This window comes from Niallia circulans, from assembly GCF_003726095.1.
In the GTDB taxonomy this organism is placed as follows: domain Bacteria; phylum Bacillota; class Bacilli; order Bacillales; family Cytobacillaceae; genus Niallia; species Niallia circulans_A.
The window spans coordinates 2,568,754-2,589,364 of record NZ_CP026031.1; the positions used below are offsets into that span (position 1 = coordinate 2,568,754).

Annotated in this window: 22 protein-coding genes; 5 read left to right on the forward strand and 17 right to left on the reverse strand. The window is 33.9% G+C overall.

The genetic code is table 11. The annotated features are described in order from the left end of the window. Positions 1-144: 144 nt before the first annotated feature. From C2I06_RS12560 to C2I06_RS12580, 6 genes are all read right to left on the reverse strand, one after another. A complete protein-coding gene (locus C2I06_RS12560; RefSeq protein WP_123258135.1) occupies positions 145-354 on the reverse strand; it encodes a hypothetical protein in 210 nt (69 codons plus the stop codon). Between the two features lie 116 nt (positions 355-470). Further along, positions 471-1,376 carry a glycerol kinase gene (locus C2I06_RS12565; RefSeq protein ID WP_123258136.1) on the reverse strand — a complete coding sequence of 302 codons (906 nt, stop codon included), beginning with the start codon at positions 1,374-1,376 and terminating at the stop codon, positions 471-473. A gap of 156 nt (positions 1,377-1,532) precedes the next feature. Continuing rightward, positions 1,533-2,249 (reverse strand): hypothetical protein, encoded by a 717-nt coding sequence (locus C2I06_RS12570; RefSeq protein WP_123258137.1) that lies wholly within the window; start codon positions 2,247-2,249, stop codon positions 1,533-1,535. 79 nt (positions 2,250-2,328) lie between these two features. After that, a complete protein-coding gene (locus C2I06_RS12575; RefSeq protein WP_123258138.1) occupies positions 2,329-2,589 on the reverse strand; it encodes a hypothetical protein in 261 nt (86 codons plus the stop codon). Positions 2,590-2,924: 335 nt separating this feature from the next. Beyond that, positions 2,925-3,131, reverse strand: coding sequence for a hypothetical protein (locus C2I06_RS25030; RefSeq protein ID WP_164463685.1), 207 nt, complete (start codon positions 3,129-3,131; stop codon positions 2,925-2,927). 400 nt (positions 3,132-3,531) lie between these two features. Continuing rightward, on the reverse strand, positions 3,532-4,851 hold the full coding sequence (locus C2I06_RS12580; RefSeq protein ID WP_164463687.1) for a hypothetical protein: 1,320 nt from the start codon (positions 4,849-4,851) through the stop codon (positions 3,532-3,534). 1,226 nt (positions 4,852-6,077) lie between these two features. Here C2I06_RS12580 and C2I06_RS12590 point away from each other — a divergent pair. Next, positions 6,078-6,647, forward strand: a complete 570-nt coding sequence (locus C2I06_RS12590) for a nucleotidyltransferase family protein (protein ID WP_123258141.1) — start codon at positions 6,078-6,080, stop codon at positions 6,645-6,647. A gap of 407 nt (positions 6,648-7,054) precedes the next feature. Here C2I06_RS12590 and C2I06_RS12595 read toward each other — a convergent pair whose 3' ends face one another. Then, positions 7,055-8,086: a tyrosine-type recombinase/integrase gene (locus C2I06_RS12595; protein ID WP_123258142.1), complete on the reverse strand. Its 1,032-nt coding sequence runs from the start codon at positions 8,084-8,086 to the stop codon at positions 7,055-7,057. 173 nt (positions 8,087-8,259) lie between these two features. Further along, positions 8,260-8,625 (reverse strand): HesB/IscA family protein, encoded by a 366-nt coding sequence (locus tag C2I06_RS12600; RefSeq protein WP_082138323.1) that lies wholly within the window; start codon positions 8,623-8,625, stop codon positions 8,260-8,262. Positions 8,626-8,932: 307 nt separating this feature from the next. On the opposite strand from C2I06_RS12600, the gene C2I06_RS12605 reads away from it, so the two are divergent. Beyond that, positions 8,933-9,628, forward strand: coding sequence for a DUF2225 domain-containing protein (locus tag C2I06_RS12605; RefSeq protein ID WP_338134284.1), 696 nt, complete (start codon positions 8,933-8,935; stop codon positions 9,626-9,628). 52 nt (positions 9,629-9,680) lie between these two features. Here the strand turns inward: C2I06_RS12605 and C2I06_RS12610 are convergent, their stop codons facing one another. Beyond that, on the reverse strand, positions 9,681-9,917 hold the full coding sequence (locus C2I06_RS12610) for a DUF1450 domain-containing protein (protein ID WP_095330512.1): 237 nt from the start codon (positions 9,915-9,917) through the stop codon (positions 9,681-9,683). A gap of 225 nt (positions 9,918-10,142) precedes the next feature. Between C2I06_RS12610 and C2I06_RS12615 the strand changes: the two genes are divergently transcribed. After that, on the forward strand, positions 10,143-11,216 hold the full coding sequence (locus tag C2I06_RS12615; protein WP_123258143.1) for an NAD(P)/FAD-dependent oxidoreductase: 1,074 nt from the start codon (positions 10,143-10,145) through the stop codon (positions 11,214-11,216). 205 nt (positions 11,217-11,421) lie between these two features. On the opposite strand, the gene C2I06_RS12620 is transcribed toward C2I06_RS12615, so the two are convergent. Continuing rightward, positions 11,422-11,745, reverse strand: a complete 324-nt coding sequence (locus tag C2I06_RS12620; RefSeq protein WP_047942237.1) for a YuzD family protein — start codon at positions 11,743-11,745, stop codon at positions 11,422-11,424. 167 nt (positions 11,746-11,912) lie between these two features. Here C2I06_RS12620 and C2I06_RS12625 point away from each other — a divergent pair, with 167 nt between their 5' ends. Then, positions 11,913-12,149, forward strand: coding sequence for a NifU family protein (locus C2I06_RS12625; RefSeq protein ID WP_047942238.1), 237 nt, complete (start codon positions 11,913-11,915; stop codon positions 12,147-12,149). 51 nt (positions 12,150-12,200) lie between these two features. Here C2I06_RS12625 and thrB read toward each other — a convergent pair whose 3' ends face one another. The 4 genes from thrB to yutH all read right to left on the reverse strand — a co-directional run bounded on the left by thrB (position 12,201) and on the right by yutH (position 16,900). Then, the gene (gene thrB, locus C2I06_RS12630) at positions 12,201-13,121 is read right to left on the reverse strand and encodes a homoserine kinase (protein WP_123258144.1); all 921 of its coding nucleotides are present in this window, start codon (positions 13,119-13,121) and stop codon (positions 12,201-12,203) included. Next, on the reverse strand, positions 13,118-14,179 hold the full coding sequence (gene thrC / locus C2I06_RS12635) for a threonine synthase (protein ID WP_095330509.1): 1,062 nt from the start codon (positions 14,177-14,179) through the stop codon (positions 13,118-13,120). Before thrC ends, thrB begins: the two co-directional genes overlap by 4 nt. Beyond that, positions 14,179-15,477: a homoserine dehydrogenase gene (locus tag C2I06_RS12640; protein WP_095330508.1), complete on the reverse strand. Its 1,299-nt coding sequence runs from the start codon at positions 15,475-15,477 to the stop codon at positions 14,179-14,181. Before C2I06_RS12640 ends, thrC begins: the two co-directional genes overlap by 1 nt. A 421-nt stretch (positions 15,478-15,898) precedes the next feature. After that, complete coding sequence (gene yutH / locus C2I06_RS12645; protein WP_095330507.1) at positions 15,899-16,900, reverse strand: spore coat putative kinase YutH; 1,002 nt, start codon at positions 16,898-16,900, stop codon at positions 15,899-15,901. A 192-nt stretch (positions 16,901-17,092) separates the two neighbouring features. Between yutH and C2I06_RS12650 the strand changes: the two genes are divergently transcribed. Continuing rightward, positions 17,093-17,584 (forward strand): phosphatidylglycerophosphatase A family protein, encoded by a 492-nt coding sequence (locus tag C2I06_RS12650; RefSeq protein WP_095330506.1) that lies wholly within the window; start codon positions 17,093-17,095, stop codon positions 17,582-17,584. A gap of 73 nt (positions 17,585-17,657) precedes the next feature. On the opposite strand, the gene C2I06_RS12655 is transcribed toward C2I06_RS12650, so the two are convergent. The 3 genes from C2I06_RS12655 to C2I06_RS12665 all read right to left on the reverse strand — a co-directional run bounded on the left by C2I06_RS12655 (position 17,658) and on the right by C2I06_RS12665 (position 20,309). Next, on the reverse strand, positions 17,658-18,434 hold the full coding sequence (locus C2I06_RS12655) for a TIGR01457 family HAD-type hydrolase (RefSeq protein WP_123258145.1): 777 nt from the start codon (positions 18,432-18,434) through the stop codon (positions 17,658-17,660). Positions 18,435-18,553: 119 nt separating this feature from the next. Next, complete coding sequence (locus C2I06_RS12660; RefSeq protein ID WP_095330504.1) at positions 18,554-18,991, reverse strand: DUF86 domain-containing protein; 438 nt, start codon at positions 18,989-18,991, stop codon at positions 18,554-18,556. Between the two features lie 22 nt (positions 18,992-19,013). After that, entirely contained in the window at positions 19,014-20,309 is a 1,296-nt protein-coding gene (locus C2I06_RS12665) for an EAL domain-containing protein (protein WP_095330503.1), read from the reverse strand. Between the last annotated feature and the right edge of the window lie 302 nt (positions 20,310-20,611).

A 20,611-nucleotide genomic window follows, 5' to 3' on the forward strand; every position in this document is an offset into this window, starting at 1 on the left:
GTTACTAAGTGTTCTCTGCAACACATTTAGTAAGACCAATAGTGTCTATATTCAACTGAATTAATCATCAGAAGAAGAAGAACCATTGTCTGTTTGTGAGTCAGAGTGGTTCTTCTTTCTTTTGATTAAAGACAGTATTCTCGTTTAGAAAAGTCTATCGGCTAAAAAAGCAATTAAGAATATAAATCCTACCGCTCCTAATACACCCATTATTCTGGACACCAACCCTCTTGGGATTTTCAGCAATAATAACCTTCCAATTACGATTGCCGCTAACAGTACTCCAAAGAATGCTAAACCTAGCGTTAAAGCCATTTTATTTAAATATGAGTTATCTATTGATGAAAAAGTCAATCATACACTACCTATATTCCTTTCTTGTTTGGTTGTAATTAATACTATTTTCTGTAAGTACTACTTACTTATTTATAAAAATCAATCGCTGGAAATTAAAACAACGAGCTACTGAATCAGTTCATTCTTACCCCATAAGCTAACAGCTTTTTTGGTAGAATATCATCAAGATTTTTTATATCTGCATCTTGTATTTCTATCAGATTAAAACCATTTTCTTTATAGATTTCTAATTTTCGTTCTTTTCTTTGCTTGTATTTAGCATCGTTTTCTAGTCCCCAGTATTCAATATATACTCTTCCAGATGGTAAATAAAAGTCACAATACGCCTCTTGTTCAATTGGCAACTTTCTTTCATAAGCATGAACGATTCCGTACATGTATAACCAATTGTCAATTAAAACTTCTGCTCTAGAACGTACATAATGACCATCCATTGTCCTATATGTTGCTTCAAATTTATCCCTAAATGTTATACTATGATGATTAACATTATTAGTTTCTACCTGAGTTTCATTTTTTTTACTCTCATTCGTACCTATTGCTTCTATAGCCTCAAGAACTGCCTTGTGGGTTAATATTGATTTCTTCCAATTGACGAAAGGAATACCAGTTCTATCATACTTTAACTGTTTACCTCCATTTTTTTCACCTAGTAAAGTAACTATCCATCCATTTCCTTCCTTCTCTATAAATCCTAGTTCTGCAAAGATAGGGTTTATTTTATTTCTGCTTATACCAAAATGAGAACTTATTGTAGTAGCATTTATATAAGTTTCATCATTGGTTGATTTAATTAATATTTCTTCTATCCTTTCGACATCCCAAGCTATGTACTCTCCCGCTTTAAAATGCTTTTTAATTATTCCACCAATACTCTCTCCTTTTTTAGTTAACATCCAATTCTCTTCCTCTTTTTCTACCAGTTCTTTTTCCAGCAATATATTAAACATTTCTTTTACTGATTTCTTATGTTTAGTTGCTAACTTCGAAGTAGATAAATATGCTACTTTAGTTTCCAATGTAAAAAACCTCCAACTTGTTCTATTAGTTTAATAGTACTAGTTCGAAGGTCTTATAATCAATATAAATTTAGATTTTTTGGATAATGATATAAATAAAAATGTTCACTTTCAAAAAGTAAATTATGCATCGAATTAGCACTTTTAAAGCTTAATCTATTTAATCAATAATTGCATGACTGGAGCAAGCAATTCTTTCATACCAACACCTGTAGAAACAATGGCATTAAGCTTATCTAAAAGGGAATATGTTTTTTTCATAGGTGTCTCGTTTGCTATAGAAGAAATTTTTTCGTGGTTTATCATTAACGAACCTAAAGTTCTTTCCAATGCATCTCTTATACTTTGAATCCCACCAACTTTATAAGAAGATAATGCTTCCCTAATTGAAGTTAAGTTTCTGAACAAGAGAGATTGGATATCTTTAGGTAAATTAGAACTAACAATACTGTCCATTAAATTATCTACTTCTATTATGAGTGATTTTACTTCTTCAAGATTAGCCTCTGGATAATTAAATCTTTCATCTTTATTCATATCTCTTGCAATATATTTTAGTACAGATACAGTCTCACTATCTATATTATTAACAAATCGTTCCATATTTCCATCAGTATCGACGTAACCCAATGCTCGTTCTATCTTTTCAATAAACTTATAGTCTTCTTCATCATAATCATTATTTTCCATAAACACTTTAGTCTTCGCCAAATTATCTATTATTATCGATATTGAAGTTAACAAACCTATAGTATCGTCTTTGTCAATATCCAAAACGCTCCCCCAAGTATCCCTATATTTAGACTGTCTTGTAAGTGGTTGCTGATTTACTTCTTTTAGTATTTCGTATAGCATATACGCTGGACTCTTCATCTGGCTTTTAACTCCACCTTTCCATTTTATAGAGTTATTTTACCATATTAATACATATAATGAACAACTTACTAACTAATTAAAGATTATCAACTTTCTCTTCTACCAGCTTCTCATCTTCCATTAATACAAGAACTGGCTTGTCAAATGCATAACTTAACCAACCTACTGTAGTTTCTAAATCATTATAGCTTTCCCACTCCAGTTGTGTATGCCCACTATCAACCCATCCCATAATACTACCATCGTCCCCGTAGTGAACTACAATAATTTTATGCTTAAAAACTTCCTCTTCATCAATGATTGTTTTATATTTCATCACTCGGTAGTTCCAAATCATAATGACACCTTCTTTTATTCTCCATATAGTTTCTTGTCAATAAACCAACTTTCGCCAGCAAATCATTGGTTAGAAACAACTTTAATCTTATGTTACTGTTCTTAACTCTTTATTTACCAGAGTTTTAATACGAATATTTATCTAGCTACTCTGAATAAAATGTATGTTTTATTTAGCTAAAAAACCATATTAAGCGTATAAATATATACAAGCCAATCTTGAAGCTCTTAACTCTAAAAATGACCTAGAAAAAACACACTAAAAATTGTCAACTTATTGATTTTTACAAAAGTTTCTCTAACGATTCAATTAGCATTTGTTATTGATTAATAAAATCATTTACCAAACCATTTTTTAATCCATTCACGCAGCACTGGATTAAATTTAATATTTAATAACCAAGCAAGTATAAGCAACAATACATTCAAGGTTGAAGAAAAGTGCTTAATTAATACTAAATAAGCAAGTTCCATATACGTAAATCCTACTAGGCAAGATATATTCAGAATACAGACATAATATATAAACTTTATTGGGTTCATTAATGCTCCCCTTCTAACCTATCCTCTATTTTTCCTCTATACTACAGAAAAAAATTGTAAAAAAGTAGAGGGAATTCCCTCTACCAATGTAGAATAATTATTATATCAGGAAAAAAATAAGTGCTAGATAAAATAGTATTGTTTATTTTTTACTATGTCCCTCTTCGAGGGACTTGCACTCACAAAACTGGCGTGTTGTGAGTGTCTTTTTAAAAGCTTCGCTTTTAAAAAGCAAGCCGATTCACTATAGACTTACTGATTTCTTCCAATTATATAACTAATTAATTTATTTATTTTAGTCCTATCTCTTATTCTTACTTTTTTTCTTTAAGGAAAAATTTTTTTATATCAACTTTTTTCTATCTAAATAATTTGGGCTTAGTACGTTCTTCATCCTAAGTTATAAATTCCAATCACTTGGTGATTCCGAAGAGATAACTTCTTGAGGAACTTCTTCAAAGCAATAACTATTTAAATATTGTTGAAATAATTGCCTCATACGTTTACTAGGTATATAGATATCAATTGATTCCCCATCCCTAATAGCACTTCTCCAAATCCACTGTATCATCTCTGATAGCGCCCAAGTATCTTCATCTATGCTTATACCATATTGTTTAAAAAACATCTTCTCTACAGGATTAATATATCTGTTTACTAAGTACGCAAGTTTACGCTTATCCCTAAATTGATTTGTAGCTCTCAAAGTCATTGAGATGAATGAACTTACATAACCATGTGGAGCAACTTTTAACATTAACTTTCCTTTTTTATTTTTTCCTTTTGCGCCTTGTATGGTAGTCCATAACACTTCATTAGCTTTGACCCTTAAAATATTCATAAAGTAGTTTCTAGTATTATTTTTTAAAGTATTAATAGCATTTTTATATTCTCTATTCTCGAACCAGCTTTTGGAAAGACTATTTCTCCTATCTCCTACATCATTGAGTTTCCCCTCATAGATATTTATTAGGCTTCTCAGCTCCTCTTTATCTACATCAATCCTACAATCGTAAGGTACTAACTCATATCTTGCTTCTTCTTCAATAACAGACAAATACTTATATTTTATTCCATGTAAATCATAATACGATTTTTGAATTTGCCCTTTAAACAGATATGTAAGAACAAAAACATGCTGAAAATATGAAAAAATCTCGCATGGAAAATTCCATATGAGTGCTGAGTTATCACAATACATAAGATTACCCGATAATGCCATTTGCTTTATTTTATTATACTTGGTATCAAAGTGGGATGTTTCTGGATTCCATTCAATATATTTTATCCCTCTGTCTTTCTCAACAATTTTTATAGCTCTGGCATCTTCCAATAGCTTTAAATCATCTTTTCTTAGAGGTATTTGTTCTATAACGTTTAATACCTCATCTAAAATTAATATATAACCATTTATACGAATTAGCTCTCTAGTTTCCTCATTAGCAAGCTGAAACAGAGCATGTGTGGTACATATATCTTTTCCTTCTCCTAATAGCCTATGTAAGTCTTCTAACTTTGTTTTTTCATTTGAAGCAAATGGGTCATAAAAACTTCTATTTCTCACTGATTCCTTAATTCTTGTTACTTGTTCTAAGAAAGGTGTTACATATATAAACTTATGTGGGAATACTGGTGCTTCATTCATATACTGTATTGCCCAAGACGATTTCCCTCTCCCACAAGGTGCATCAATAATATTTATTGTTGTCATTATTATCATTCTCCTTATATCTCTTAATAGGACAGCTTTTAGCTAACTAATCGCTCTACTTCACTTATAAATGTGATAATAAGCAGAAAAATTATATATTTTTGTCCAATCTAATTGAGGACTTTTTAATACACATCCTAAACATCAGTAAAATCCTTCCTATTTTCTAAAAACCCACCTTTTATGACATACCCTTATAAATAGTATCTTTTAACTATTAAACTCCTTACTGTTAATAGTCATAAAATTAGAGTATCATCGAATAGGAAATTCTATTTATATAGGTACGTCATAAAAGGTGGGTTTTTAGACAAAAGAATAGTTTTTAATTAAAGAAAGAGCAGAGACAAGTCTCTACTCGATTTTTCCTAGTATTCTTAGCAGTTCATATTTGACACTATTTAATATTTGGTTTATGTGATTTATATCTATTATTCTCCGAAGGCTTCTCTAGGGCATTTATTTGCGTTTAATCACAACATATTGTAGCACTTCACTTCCATCAGATTATCAGTAAATCTCTTCTTATGTCCTAAAACATAATAATCTTCTAACACATCCCATAAAACAGTTTATTTTGTAATTAACTTTTTTCCAATCCATTAGTAACTGTAATGATTACAAAGATTCAATTTAAATAAATGATAAAATAATGATATCTATTTAAAAGCATTCATTATTTTCAGCCAAAACTACTTAACATCTTAAGTTCCAAACACTTTATGGTTAAGGGAATTATTAAGAAGAAAGCGGTGAAGTAATGTTAGATAAGTTTATTACCAGCGGTTTAAGTCTACGAAGAAAGTATAAAATAGTTAGAGAGGCTCAAAGAATTAAGCTTAAAACAATAGCAAATGAAATAAAAGTATCCGTCCCTATGTTATCAATGTACGAGAACGAATTAGTTAATTTAAGCAGAGACAAGGAATTAATGTATAGAAAAATAATAATAAACGGATCTGGTTCTCAAAAATAGTTTTAACTTGAATCGTAGTTATATATATTAGGATTTTCCATCTGGATATTTTCTTATTAAATATCGTTTTTAATAAAATAGATAAAATTGTAAACTATCCCCTTATTAATTTTATATTTGGCTGTTCTCGTAAATATTGTTGCTTTTTGTTATTAGATTTTTAAAATTTAATTGAAGTTTTTAATGGAAAACTCTCCCTTTATGCACTTTAATCTGTTAATATGAGAATGTACGTTCTTGTTAAGGGGGATAAAATAAGATGTTAAAAAACGATGAAGATGTAATAAATCTAATCCAAAGCGATGAAAAAATGATGAAGATTATAAAGATTGCAAGCACACTTAATTTGCCTGATTGGTGGATATGTGCAGGATTTGTGCGTTCAAAAATCTGGGACACATTGCACAGTTTTAACGAAAGAACAGAGACCCCAGATGTTGATGTAATATATTTTGATGACAAAAACATCGATGAGAATTTTGAAAAGGAATTAGAGAAAAAATTGATAAAACTTATGCCTAATATACCTTGGTCTGTGAAAAATGAAGCAAGAATGCACATCATTAATAATCTTCCTTCCTATACTTCTTCTGAAGATGCTATTTCAAAGTTTCCAGAAACTGCGACAGCTTTAGGAGTAACGCTCGACAAGGAAAATAATTTAATTCTTACTGCTCCTTGGGGATTAGATGATGCTATCAATTTAGAGTTGAAACCGACCCCCTATTTTACTGAAACAAAAGAACTTGCTGTAATTTACGAGGAGCGGATTATAAAGAAGAATTGGAAGTCTATTTGGCATAAGATAAAAGTCCATCATATTAATTGATTACGAACTTGCTATACAGCGAATAATCATCATACTTTTAAACCTACTAAAAAAAAATAGTTAATATAAGAAGAATAATGACCTATGAAAAATACAATAAAGAATACGGTATTTATTTAGGACCAGAAAATATGGTAGAAAACAACTTAGAAATTGTCCTCCCCTTCTAGGAATGAAAATTTGATTCCATTCGTATCGCAAAAATAAAAAAGAAAAATTTTTCTGTCTAGAAGTATTTAGACGTTTCCAAAATAGCTCTATATTCTATTAACTGTAAAATACCCTCCCCCGATATAAACAGTAATGTTCGTACTTGGAATAGAAAGAAAAGGAAAAGAGATACAATAAACAATCTATTGCTTCACTTTTCCTTCTTAGGTATTACATTTAATGATTAAAAATAAACTTTATAGCTTCTTTCGAACGATATTCATCACTGGAGAGAACTCATCATGACTTTTCCTTAGGTCATCCGTATCCATCTGAATATACCTTCTCATAGTTCGAATATCCGACCATCCACCCATTTTTTGAAGTGTAAATGCATCACAGCCATTCAGTGTCATGTTCTTGGCCCATGTATGCCTATATACGTGAGCTGTTACCTTTTTTCCCTTTATGCCAGCCTTATCAGCATAATACTTTAAACGCTTGTTAAAGTTATTCTGTCCCAACGGCTCTCCATAGGAAGAAAGAAAGATTCTATCTGTGGTGAAGTGCTTTTTATTTTCACTAACTAATTGTATCAATAACTTTACTGTATGTGCTGAAATAGGCACAATACGAGGTTTTCTGTTCTTGTTCTTTTCACCAGCAAGTGTAATAAACCTAGTTTGAAAGTCTACATTTCCAATTCGTAAGCTTAAAAGTTCATTTGCTCTAATGCCGCTATCTAAAAGTAAAATCATAGCTACATAGTCCCTATAACCTACATAATCTCTTTGATTAGGCTGTCTAAGTACTTCTTTTACCTCTTCATCGGTAAAACAATTTGTTAGGTCTATGTCTTGTCGTAACTGTTTTACATTTGTCATAGGATTCACTTCTATTAAGTCCTCTCGCTCCAAGTAATTAAACATTGCCCTATATACCCTCAAACGAATATTAATCGTCGTATCAGACAATCCTATTCCTTGCTCACTTTTAATATATTTGTGTCCATCATACTTAGGGGCATCATGTTTCAGATAGTTAATGTAGTCTCTAAAAATTTGTGGTGATAACTCGTCTACAGATTCTATCTCGTAGTTTTTGTAAAGCCAAGTAACGAAGTAATTCCAATCTTTCTTATAATCCTTTAAGGTTCTCTGTCTTAGCCCTTCAGCACTCTTACCTGCAACAACTAGGTCTATTGCCTGCTCCATTGTTATTTTTGGGTATTCCTTTTGATTAGCCATTTTTCCTACTGGCTTCTTCCTAACTCTCTTATTTAATGACATAAAAAATCCTCCTCAATAGTTATGTTTTCGACATTAACTAATCGAGAAGGCTCGTAATCCACAACCCCGATTCCGCATAATTGGGATTGTTAATACACATTTTCTAGATTGTGTACACTCAGATTTTGTGCGTAATCCACAATCCCACTACATTATTATTCAGCTCTTTGTTCTTAACACTCCTCAGGTGTTCCAGCCACTTTTGCTGTACGGAAAGAAGACCCGCAGCCACATGAAGCAATCGCATTAGGATTGTCGATGGTGAATCCTCCGCCCATTAGGGATTGCTTGTAATCAATTTTTGTTCCTTTTAAAATAGGACCATCGTTTTGATCAACTAACACACGAATGCCATATTGCTCAAAAAGTTGATCGTTTTCTTCTTTATCTGGTGAGAAGCCCATTCCATAAGATAAACCACTGCAGCCTCCACCTTTTACGGCAACTCTTAAATAGGAACCTTCTTCATCGTTCGCCTTCATCATTTCTTTTATTTGAAGAGCAGCGGCTTCTGTTATGTGTACAATTTCTTCTGTCACTGTTCATTCTCCTTTCGTCCTATTATTACTTCTTATTATATTATATACCGCTAATCAAAACTACTCAACTAAAGGGATCTGTGTAAAAGATGGGAACAAAACAGGTCTATTTGACAATCTGTACTAACATTCTTCAAGTATTTTTCGATTAGAACATTACTATCGTTTGCTGTTCCCACTTTAAAGAGATTTCTTAACATAATATAGACTTTTCACCTATCTGTAAAATTTTTATAGGGAATATTACTCACAATAAGGTATAATAAAATATATAAACATCTAGCCTTTTTACCTAACAACAAAGGGAGTGAGAAATTTGAACAAAATCGAACCGTTATTTGATAAGCAATGTACCTGTTTGCTTTGTCAAACTAAATTTACAACAAAAAAATTACGTTCAAGATTTGTCAAATTGAAACATTTAGATACAGATTTCTTTCCTGTCTATGCTGAGCATAATCCACTCCTTTATTATATAAATGTCTGCCCTGCTTGCGGGTTTTCTTTTAGTGATGATACGGTTTCTTATTTTTCTCCAGAAAGTAAAAAGATACTAATCGAAAAAGTATGTTCCCACTGGATTCCACATTCCTTTGGAGAAGAACGTAACATAGAGGATAGTATTAAAACGTATAAATTAGCTGCTTATTGCGCTTCTTTACGGAAGGATAAGCATATTATCCTTGCAGGACTCCACCTACGGATTGCATGGCATTATCGTATGTTAAATAATCAAGAACAAGAGAAGCGTTTTATATCCCTTGCATTAGCAGAATATGAAACTTCCTATTCTGTTGGTGACTATCAGGGAACTCCTGTTTCAGAATTAAGAACCATTTATTTAATAGCAGATCTTTCCAAGCGGACTGATAATCTTGAAAAAGCTACAAAATTTTATTCAAAAGTAATTGAGCAGCAGAGTAGAACAGTGGAAACACAAATTGTAAAGCTAGCTAAAGAAAGCTGGCAGGAATTAAGAGACAGTCAAAAAACCTTCATCTAAAAACCGCTTATATCAGTGAATAAAATTTTTTATCACACTGATATAAGCGGTTTTATGATGGATTCTCCTTCAAATGCTGATAGATATTTTCAACAAGCTCTTTTGTATCTTTCCCTTTTACTACTTCACCATCTATCAACGCAAATAACGAATCCCCGCATTGCCCACAATAACTCAAACAACCATAGTCAATCACATCTAAAGAATCATCCTGTTCAAGGCATTCTTTCGCTTCATATGCGCCTGATGCTAGGTTACTCGCACAAAATTCAATTAGCGGTTTAAACAAACACCTCACCTCCCTCTGAATTATACAGGTTTTTCTTGGTGGTGAACGCAAAAATTGTCTAATCTCATACTTCCTTTCTTATCTGTAAAGGGGAAAGTCATTTTCCTTCTATAATGAAGAATAAACAATCCTAACCTTTTAATATACTCTAAAAGGAGAAGATCCAAATTTACGAACTAATTTTTAAAGAATAGATATTCTCATGAGTACACTAAGGGGGAAAAAATGAAAAAATTAATAATATTAGGCGGCGGTTATGGTGGTATGCGTGTTTTATCCTCTATCATACCTCATTTACCATATAACTTTATGGTCATATTAATAGATAAGGTCCCATTTCATTTTCTAAAAACCGAATATTATGCTCTTGCAGCTGGCACTGTACTGGATAAAAGCCTACAAATCCCTTTTCCTAAACACCCTCAAGTAAGCATGATACAAGCAGAAGTGGAAAAAATTGATTTGGAAAACAATAAAGTTTGGTTGGCGGGGAGAAATCCGATCGATTATGATGATTTGATTATTGGACTTGGCTGTGAGGATAATTATCACCAAGTCGAGGGAGCTAAAGAAAACACTCATAGTATTCAAACCATCAATAAATCTAAACGAACACATAAGCATCTCCATAGCTTGCCTCAAGGGGCAAAGGTAGCGATTATTGGCGGCGGCTTAAGCGGTGTTGAATTAGCAGCAGAATTAGCTGAAAGTAGCAGCCTGCAAATAACACTATTGGATCGTGGAAATACCATATTATCTTCTTATCCTAAAAAAGTAAGAAACTATGTAGAACGATGGTTTACAGATAAAAAGGTTAATCTTATCAAAAATAGCAACATTACTTGTATAAAAAAAAATACAGTTTATAATCATGGAAGCCCCCACCATTATGACTGTATTATTTGGACAGCTGGCATTCAACCAAATAAAATTGTGCGAGAACTTGACGTGGAAAAAGATAAAAAAGGACGCATTATCTTATCCAAGCATCACCATCTTCCTGATAATGAGCATGTTTTCGTAGTTGGTGATTGCGCAAGCCTTTCTCATCCCCCCAGTGCACAGCTTGCAGAAGGACAGGCAGAACAAATTGCTTTTGTTTTAATATCTCGATGGCAAGGAAAAGTACTACCCAATTATATGCCGCCAATCAAGCTGAAAGGAGTCTTAGGATCATTAGGGAAAAAAGCCGGTTTCGGCCTTATTGCCAAGACTGCTTTAACAGGAAGAATTCCACGCTTAATTAAACATGGAGTGTTATGGAAAGATAAAAATAATAAAAATAAAATTAATCACTAGTAAAAGAAAATGAGCATGTCATAAATATTCCAGCTTTAGATAACGCCGGACAACAGAAAACTACCAATAACATTTCCTATTGATTTTGTATGGATAACAAGAGTTATAGTTATCCTTCTAGACTGAATATACTTCCTATTCGATCGATAGTGATGTGTATTCAGTCTACTCCCTTATTACTTAAGGAATGAATACACTTTAACCATTAAGCACTAGTATAGCCGTATTTCTCAAATTCCGCATAAATTTTCTTCAACTTCGGATTACCTTCGCCTACAATCTCTCCCTCAATTACTACTACTGGATAGAATAAATCTTCCTCTATAATTTTCTGACAGAATTTATTTTTATCTTCCGTATAATTTGCTTGAAAAATATCATAATATTTAATCTGAAAAGTCTGCTCTGGAAATTTTCTACTTAATGCAGCTTGGAGCCATTCATATGTGTCCTTAGAAGATGGCAGGTTAACACAGCTTGCACAAATTTGTTCTGCACCATAAATACTAACTTCAATTTCCTTTTTCAAATAAACTCTCCTCCATTGGATAGACAAGCTTGCCTATCCTTTATTTTTCCATAATTATAGGGTTTTTATTATATATCCATTTTTTGTTTATTTAATTCGTGTTTCTTGATTATAGATTTTTCATCCTAATGTGATTATAATAAATAATAGGAAAGGAGTCGATATGTATGCAAGAAGTGGAAATGAAAGAACAAGTACAAGAAGTACTAGATAAATTACGTCCATTCCTTTTAAGAGATGGTGGAGACTGTGAATTAGTGGATGTAGAGGATGGCATTGTAAAACTACGCTTGTTAGGTGCTTGCGGAAGCTGCCCAAGTTCTACTATTACTTTAAAAGCTGGTATTGAACGTGCGTTATTAGAGGAAGTACCAGGCGTTTATGAAGTGGAACAAGTATTTTAATTTTTTATGAGAAAATACAGAAAGAGGATGCAATCGCATCCTCTTTCTTTTTTATTTAACTTCTGTTGCAAGTGCTCCGGAGCAAGTACTCCCTTTCTTGTCTATTTCCAAGGGGAGGAAACGCATATCAGGTAATTTCACTGCTAATCCATCTATTAACGTATTCATTTTTCCAGGTTCTACAAAACATAACACTGTCGGTCCCGCTCCACTTAAAGCCACTCCATAAGCACCTAGATCGCAAGCATGCTCTTCTATGATCTCTAAGTGCGGTACTAACTCTTTCCGATATGGCTGATGATACTTGTCTTTTTTCATCATTTTTCCTGCAAGTTTGCTATTGCCTGTAAGCAGTGCTGCAACTAATAGATTAGATATTGCACCTGCTGAAACAGCTTCAGCAAAAGAAAGAGAGTTCGGTAAAACTCCTCGAGAAGACTTTGTTAATAGCTCTTCTTCTGGAATCACTGCTAGTACTTCCAAGTCTATCGAATGAATAATTTCTGCATCTACTTCTTCTCCTAATTGACAACCAACAACTAATCCTCCGAAAATACTTGCCCCAACATTATCTGGATGCCCCTCCATTTTGGAGGCAATTGCAAATTTCTGTTGTTTAGTCAGTTGTAAATTACCGACTTGATCTGCTAGTTCAATTCCTGCCACAATAGCGGAGGCACTAGATCCTAGTCCTCTTGCTAAAGGAATATTACTATCCACTTTTATTTGACATGGAGGAAGAATAGTATGAAATGATTCCGCCACCTCGATCGCTGTTTTAATAATGAAATTACTTTCATCACTAGGAAATTCCTTCAATTCCTCTGTTAACGGAATAACCTCCCAACAGTCACTTTGAACAACTTCCAATGATAAATATAAATTTAATGCTAGTCCAATACTATCAAAGCCTGGCCCGAGATTAGCAGTACTCGCTGGGACTTTAATTAGCAGCATCTCTCCTTCGTTCATATATGAACGACTCCCTTAATGTGATTAGCTACTGCTTTTTCATCATTAGGCAGTACTACTGGCTTAATTGGACTTACATCGATCGCTGTATTCGGATCTTTCAAGCCATTTCCTGTAAGAATCGCTACTATTCTACTTCCTTTAGGAATTTTTCCATTTTGAATATGCTTATAAACACCGGCAATCGATGCACAAGAACCTGGCTCAGCAAATACCCCTTCTTTTGCAGCAATTGTACGATATGCAGCAATAATCTCTTCATCTGTTACTTCATCAATAATTCCCTTGGACTCTTCTTGTGCTTGAACAGCCAGCTGCCAGCTAGCAGGGTTACCAATTCGAATGGCAGTAGCAATTGTTTCTGGATTCTCAAATACGCGATTATGAACAATCGCTGCTGCTCCAGCCGCCTCAAAGCCATGGATTTTCGGTAGTCCAGTCTGCTTTTTTTCGTGATATTCTTTAAAGCCTTTCCAATATGCACTAATATTTCCGGCATTACCAACAGGAATTGCCAATATATCTGGCGCTTCTCCTAATTGGTCACAGACTTCAAAAGCAGCTGTTTTTTGTCCTTCTAAACGATACGGATTCACTGAATTAACAAGTGCAACGGGTTCTGTTTCACTAATTTTTCGTACCATTTGTAATGCTTGATCGAAATTCCCTTCAATCGCAATAATCTCAGCACCATACATAACGGCTTGTGCCAATTTTCCCATCGCAATTTTTCCTTCTGGTATAACGACAATACAGCGCATCCCTGCACGTGTAGCATAGGCAGCAGCTGCAGCTGACGTATTTCCTGTAGAGGCACAAATAACGGTAGAGTTTCCCTCTTCCTTTGCTTTAGCTACAGCCATGACCATTCCTCTATCTTTAAAGGAGCCAGTTGGATTAGTTCCTTCCGTTTTGACAAATAGCTCGACGCCCCATTCCTCAGACAACTTTTCCAGCTTAATTAAAGGAGTGTTTCCTTCATTTAGTGTTAACATTGGTGTCGATTCATTTATTGGTAAATATTCTTTATATTCTTCTAAAAGACCCTTCCATCTCATTACTTTGTTCCTCCTTCAACTCGATAAGAACTTTTAACTGTTCGAACAGATGATAAGTCCCTTAATTCTAATAAAATATTCTCATAGTTTAATAAAGACGCATGGTGTGTTACTAAGACTATTTCTGCCAATCCTTTTTCCTTTACTGGTAACTGGAGGATTTTCTCAAAGCTGACTCCATGCTGGGAGAAGATGGATGTAATTTCTGCAAATACTCCAACCTCATCCACTACTTGCAGACGTAAGAAATATTTAGAAAACATTTCGTCTGGCTCTTTTAGCTTCTTTTTAAATTGTGGAGCAATTGCACCTTTTCCATTAACGCCCAAGCGCATATTTTTCAAAACATTAACTAGATCCGATACAACGGCTGTTGCAGTTGGTAAGCTTCCGGCACCAGGACCATAAAACATCGTTTCTCCTACCGCTTCTCCATATACATACACAGCATTATACTCATTATTAACAGCTGCCAATGGATGGCTGTCGACAATAAAAGTAGGCTGGACACTAACTTCTACTTTTTCTTCCTGCCTTTGAGCAATGCCAATGAGTTTCATTGTATATCCTAACTGCTTTCCATACTGTATATCGTCATCTGTTACATTCGTTATGCCTTGTACCTTTACATCTTCCAAGCCAATATTCATTGAAAAGCCTAATGTTGCCAAAATAGTCATTTTTCTTGCTGCATCCAGCCCTTCGACATCAGAAGTGGGATCACTTTCCGCAAAACCTAATGCTTGCGCTTCTAATAGAACATCCTCATACGGTCTTTGCTGTTGACTCATCTTTGTTAAAATAAAATTAGTTGTCCCGTTCACAATTCCCATTAATTTAATGATACGGTCAGAAGCTAACCCGTCTACTAAACCTCTTAGAATAGGAATTCCTCCAGCAACACTTGCCTCATAAAATAAATCACAATTATTTTGGGAAGCAGCTTGCAATAGCTCTGCTCCATGTACTGCCATTAAATCCTTGTTTGCCGTTACTACTTGTTTTTTATTTTTTAAGGCTTTTAACAGGATGTTCCTTGTCTCTTCAATCCCACCCATTACTTCTATTACCACATCTATTTCAGGATCATCTAATATATCATTAGCCTCAACTGTTAAATGAATATCATCTGTAATCTCTACTTCTCGTTCTTTCTTTACATTCTTGACGAGAATTTTTTTTACCTTCACTGGACAGCCGACTTGATGCATAATTTTATCTTGATGATTCTCAATAATTTTTACAACGCCCGATCCAACAGTTCCTAATCCGAGTAGTCCAATTGAGATTGCCTCCATCTGTTTACCTCCCGTTGATGTTCTTTTTACGAGAACAACTGTCTTTATATAGTAGACATTATAGTGTTTGATTCCTTTTTTTACAAGGGGTGTTTAAACATTCTTTTAAAATTTTTATGAATAAGAATACTTCTCCCTTTTAAAAAGAATAACTGTGCTCGTTTACTTAATGAATCCATTATATAGGAAGAAGCTATAATTCCAAAAGGAAAATTATAAATTTTATGTATATTTAGATTTTTCAAGAAAGTGAATCAACAAAGCGCTCGGCGCTCACTCCATGGAAAACATACTGTATTCAAAAAAAAAACCTAACAATATACGAAATTCTCATGAATATCTCCATATAATTGTTAGGATTTTTCTTTGTTTTGAACACTTATATCCTGACTATTTATGCTTTCCGCTTTAAACCAATTATTTACAACCAGGAAACAATTGGGATTTTCAATGTTTTAACTGCCACTTCTGTGTTGTCAAAAAATTCTTTCAAAAATAATTCTAAATCTCTCGACTGACTAAGCATTTTCTTTAACCGTTCTTCTAGAAATAGACGGTCTGCCTCCTGTATAGCTGAATAATAATTTTCGATACATTCCACATAATGAATGGGAAATAAAAGCCTTGCATATATTAATCTCCATGCAAAAGAACTTAGAGGCATAACGCTTTGATACTCCTCATAAAACGTCTTCACTTCTCGATGATATGTTTTGATATTTCGAAAATATCGATCTCTTGTCCATTCAGCAAGATCTCTTCCACAATGATCAAATACCCAATCAAATGGATTTTTAATATAATATTCCCCTGCCCATGTGTCTTTTGTAAAACGGTTATAACAAATCGTTCCGCTATCTACAGCAGTTGGATCATCATCTAGCTCTGTATCGACAAGATACTGAATGGCATTTTCAGCAATTCCCATATAATATGGAAAAGATTCTAAAAATAATTGATCGAATTCACTTTCTGGCTGTTTATATAACATACTGTTCCAAAAACCCTCCAATTGTCCCAACCTTTGTTCCCACATGCTCTTCCACTGCCCCATTCTACTTATTTTTTGGACACCAAATGGTACAGTTCTGCCTCTAAAATGAAACTTCCCCAGTTTCCTCCCTAATTTCCGAGACTGAAAGGGACGTAGTCGATCATTCAAAAGCACACAATAAAGTTGCTCATTCATTTCAGTATGTTTGTTTCCTTCTTTTGACTCTAATAACATGCTGACATGTTTATCTCCAATCTGATAGATATGTGCAGCAATTTGATCTCTTTCTGTTAGTTCTTCTTCCTCTATATTTCCAACTGGAACAATGGTATAGAGTTTTCCTTTGCTTATACAAGCTTCATAATGACCGACTCTTGTTTCTTCTTCTACATCAATTCCATACTTTGTAGATAAGATTTTCTTAATCAATGTCTTTTCCTCCTCGTTTTTCTCTCTGTTAGAAGTATATGAGAAGGAATGTTAAAACTTGTTAAGAGGATTCAATTAATGAATTGCCCCAATTATGGAAACAATAGCTGTTAGGAACATTTAGCAGCCATCATGCATATAATAATAAACACTGTGAATACATAGTGAATAATTAAAGAAAAGGTGAAGTTCATGTCATTAAAGGACCTAACAGAAAAAACAGCCAGAAAGTGGCTACATGAACGTGGAGTCGATATTGAAGACATAGCGAAGCTTGTTTATCTCTTACAAGAGAAATATCATAAAGATTTACAAATGGAGGACTGTATTCATAATGTTGAACGTGTTCTTTCGAAAAGAGAGGTTCAAAATGCCGTTATCACAGGGATACAATTAGATGTACTCGCCGAAAAAAAACTACTGGAATCTCCCCTTCAAGAAATTGTCGAAACAGATGAAGGGCTTTATGGAGTAGATGAAGTGCTTGCTTTTTCGATTGTAAACGTGTATGGTTCCATCGGATTTACTAATTATGGCTATGTAGATAAATTGAAACCAGGCATTTTACAAAGGTTAAATGATAAGAGTACTGGTGAATGTCATACCTTTTTAGACGATATTGTCGGTGCTATTGCAGCAGCAGCTTCAAGTAGACTAGCTCACCGTGCTAAAGGGGAAGAATAAGTCACCATGTAAAAAAGGACCTTTCCCACGCTTTAAACAGTGGTGAATCGTCCTCTTTTTATGTCCTTATTTTTTATTTTTTTATATCCCAGTCACTTAAGCTGTCGACCGTGTAGGTTGGCTTAACAGAATAGCCGCTTAGTTGCTCTTTCGTTGTAACTCCTGTATGCACGAGAAGCGTATCCATCTTTGCATTAATGCCTGCCATAATATCCGTTTGATAATTATCGCCAACCATCAAGACATCCTTCTTCGGCAAGTCCAATAATTTGATTGCTTGATTCACAATAATTGATTCTGGTTTACCAACAACAACAGGCTGCCGCTGAGTACTTACCGAAATAACAGAAGTTAAGGCACCATTTCCAGGTAATAATCCTCGCTCACTTGGCAAAGCCGTATCTCCATTTGTAATGACAAATTGTGAGCCATTTCGGACTGCTAAGCATGCTACTGTAAGTTTTTCATAGGTAATCTGTTGATCAAGTCCAGCGACTACATAATCAACATTTTCTGAATCCTCAGCTAACTTCAAGTCTTTTTCTTCTAGTGCTTGCTGAAGTCCTTTTTCCCCAATCATAAACACATTTGCTCCAGGGGATTTTTCAGCAATATAATTGGCAGAAGCCATAGCGGAAGTAAATACTTCACTCGCTTTTGCCGGTATTTGAAACTCCCGTAGCTTTTGTGCCACTTGTTCTGGTGTTTTTGTTGAATTATTGGTCACATATAAATAGGGAATTTGTGCAGCAATCAATCGCTTAACAAATTCAGCTGCCTCTTCAATTACCTCTGTTCCCCGATACATGGTTCCATCTAAATCTATTAAATATCCTTTATACGCTTTCATTTAGAAAAATCCTTTCCATGCTATGTATTAATTCAGGAACTATTTTAAAAAGCACGTTGTTTTTTCTAAGTATGAAACTTATTCATTATTTGATCAAAAACAATTCCTTTAAAAATCATCTAATTTCTAAATGCAGAAACAGGTCCTAACTCATGAATTAAATATTCTTTTACAGATGGGGCAAAGGCTTTTATAGAGAGCAGCTTCGCTTCAAATACTGCAATCAATCCCTTATGATCAATATTGGTATACTGATGTACAAGCTGTTTGCGCCAAAGAATGAGTTCCTTTATGTCATTTCCTATTTCCATAGTAATCACTTTTTCATCAATAAGTATATCAACAATATCGTCATAACTGCCCGGATCTCTCATAATAAAACCATCAATCATACTATTTCCAACATCCAAGATGACTTCAATCATCATATGTGTCAATCTTTCAAGTGCCACTTTCTCAAGAAATGTATTCCACGTTTCTTGCGTTTCAAACTGATTAATGAGCTCGTGGTAATAGTTTAACTGTTCTTCTATTTTTTCTCGGTCCACAAAATACATATTCCCTAACTCCTTCCGCATACTATGAGATTTGTAAATGATTACTAAGACTAGTAGGCTTGGCGTAAAAATATCCTTGAGCTAAATCCACTTTATTTTTTGATAAAATAGAGGCTTCCTCTGCATTTTCAATCCCTTCTGCCACCACAACGGATCCCACTTCTTTTGCAATAAGAAGAAGTCCTTGTAGCATCGATTCCTTTACGGAATTTTTATCAATATTCTGGATTACAGAACGGTCAATCTTAATAATATCTGGCATGATTTCACTGATGGAATTCAGACTAGCATAACCCGCGCCAGTATCATCAACTGCAATTAAAAAACCAAGCATTCTTAATACTTTTAGATTATTAGCAAAATGCTCTAACCCTTCAAATGAATCTCTTTCGGTAATTTCAATTGTTATTTTTTTCGGGGAAATTTCTTTATACCTACGAATTACGCTCTTTATATCTTTAATAAATCTTTGGTTGCCGATTGTGACAGGTGTAAAGTTAATAAAGATATTGTGCCTCCATTTTGTTTGCTGAATTTGTTCAAAGGCCTTTTCAAGAACAATCATTTCAAGATCATACAAAAACTTCGTTTGCCTTGCTAAAGAGAAAAGTTGAAGCGGGTTTTCTAACGGTGTTCCTTCAGGTCCTCTTGTCAGCATTTCACAAGCGTGAATTTTATTTGTCTCTACATCCATAATTGGTTGTGCCAGTAATCGAATGCTTTTGTTTGCCACTATATTCCCCAAAGTATAGACTAATTTATTGAATTCCGGATCAGATCTTTTATGTGCCATTGCAAGGGCTAATTCATATGCAGTTTGAATAGCATCAGAAAGATAGGTATATTTATTCTCAATAAACATGTATCCTGTGCTGAATACAGGCGGAATGCTCCCAATTTTACGAAAGTCATTTTCTACATTATGTATAATATCTTTAATTAATCCATCTAGCACTGGTAAACATTCGGATCCTTGTTCCCATTTCATAAACATAGTTAAACCGTTCGGATTATAATCATGAATCGCAATGATTTCATTAGAAGCTTTTAATTGTATCGTTTTGCCAAATGATTTTTTTAGCAATCGAATATATTGCAAAAAATCATTTGCTTCTAATTGCTGCTTTATTCTATGTAAATTCGATATATCCAATACAATAACAGCTACCTCATATCCTCTTATCATCGCTTTTTGGACTTGATGAATAATAGGGTCTCGTATTACAAATGATGGAGGAAAATACTTAATAAGTTCTGTCGGAAGAAGTAACTTTCCCCAATTAAATAACCTTGAACAGATATTCTCTTGATATTTCATAGCCCCATTCCTCTCAAAATGCCAACTTTTTCTGTCATTAAAGCAAATTAATTCTCTATAGATGGCCTTTTCCTTACTTCTATTGCTACAAGACTTACAATTAGATGCAAAAAGCGCATTGGGAATTCAAATGGTAAAGAAAAACATTCATGGCTTTGCTTAAGAAACTGAGTTAGATGGCTTACTTATACATATTAAAGACAAGTAAATTAACAAAACAGTTTCTCCATTCGCCAAGCCAGTCCATTTCTTGTTTTCTTTCTGAATGGAAGCTCCTTCTTCAAGATCAAACTAAAGGATAA